This is a genomic window from Pseudomonas fluorescens, from assembly GCF_902497785.1.
Classification (GTDB): domain Bacteria; phylum Pseudomonadota; class Gammaproteobacteria; order Pseudomonadales; family Pseudomonadaceae; genus Aquipseudomonas; species Aquipseudomonas fluorescens_BO.
In genome coordinates, this window is sequence record NZ_CABVHK010000067.1 from 1 (window position 1) to 1,155 (window position 1,155).

Here is a 1,155-nt window from a genome sequence, read left to right on the forward strand (position 1 = left end):
CCACCAAGATCGATGTGACGCAGGTAAATCCCGCAATCGCCGAGGCGGTCAACCAGGCCCAGCAGGCGGTCGAGGGCGTCGATGAACGGTGGCAAGGTGGTGAGTTGCGAACCGATGTGGCAGTCGACGCCGACCACTTCCAGGTTCGGCAACTGCGCGGCGCGGATGTACACGTCTTCGGCGTCGGCAATGGCGATGCCGAACTTGTTTTCTTTGAGACCGGTGGAAATGTACGGGTGCGTGCCGGCATCGACGTCCGGGTTCACGCGCAACGAGATCGGCGCGCGAACGCCCAGCTCGGCGGCGACCACTTGCAGGCGCTCGAGCTCGTCGGTGGATTCGACGTTGAAGCAATGCACGCCGACTTCCAGTGCGCGGCGCATGTCGTCACGGGTCTTGCCGACACCGGAAAACACGATCTTGTCTGCGCTGCCGCCCGCGGCCAGAACGCGTTCCAGCTCGCCACGGGAGACGATGTCAAAACCGGCGCCGAGACGCGCCAGGACATTCAGTACACCCAGGTTGGAGTTGGCCTTGACCGCAAAGCAGACCATGCTCGGCATGCCGGCCAGCGCATCGGCGTACGCCAGGTACTGGGCTTCGATGTGGGCGCGGGAGTAGACGTAGGTCGGTGTGCCAAAGCGTTCGGCGATGGCGGACAGGGCAACACCTTCCGCAAACAGCTCGCCGTCACGGTAGTTAAAAGCGTCCATGGCGTTCCCTTATTGGTAGACGTCGTGCTTGTGTGCCTTGGACGGCTGCTTTTGCGAGGACTGCGCTTGCTCGGCAGGGTCTTGATTTTCGTCGGGCAGGTACAGCGGGCCTTTTTGACCACAGGCCGACAATAAGGAGGCAAAAGCGACGAGCGAAGCGAGCGCAGCAAGGGATGAGATCAGGCGCTTCATGGCGAAATCCTTGAAAATGCATTAATTGCGCCGGAGTATACCGGCCACCCGGCAGCTTGCCTATGCGACGGGGCTCCCGTCCGGCGGGGCTTGGCAGATCATTCGAGATCACGCATTCCCTGTGGGAGCGAGCCTGCTCGCGAAAGCGGTGTGTCAGCCAGCGATAGGTTGAATGTGCCGGCCTCTTCGCGAGCAGGCTCGCTCCCACAGGGTTAGCGTTGTACCTGTGGGAGCGAGCCTGCTCGCGAAA

The 1,155-nt window shown here is 62.1% G+C and carries 2 protein-coding genes; both read right to left on the reverse strand.

Annotated elements, in window-relative coordinates; all coding sequences use genetic code 11:
* A partial coding sequence (locus F8N62_RS31430) for a diaminopimelate decarboxylase family protein (RefSeq protein WP_150714206.1) occupies positions 1 to 713 on the reverse strand: 713 nt, incomplete at its 3' end.
* 9 nt (positions 714 to 722) lie between these two features.
* Positions 723 to 905, reverse strand: coding sequence for an LPS translocon maturation chaperone LptM (lptM, locus tag F8N62_RS31435; RefSeq protein WP_150712944.1), 183 nt, complete (start codon positions 903 to 905; stop codon positions 723 to 725).
* Between the last annotated feature and the right edge of the window lie 250 nt (positions 906 to 1,155).

Excerpts from the sequence above, each read along its gene's own strand:
- lptM (WP_150712944.1), bottom strand. The coding sequence starts at position 905 with ATGAAGCGCCTGATCTCATCCCTTGCTGCGCTCGCTTCGCTCGTCGCT.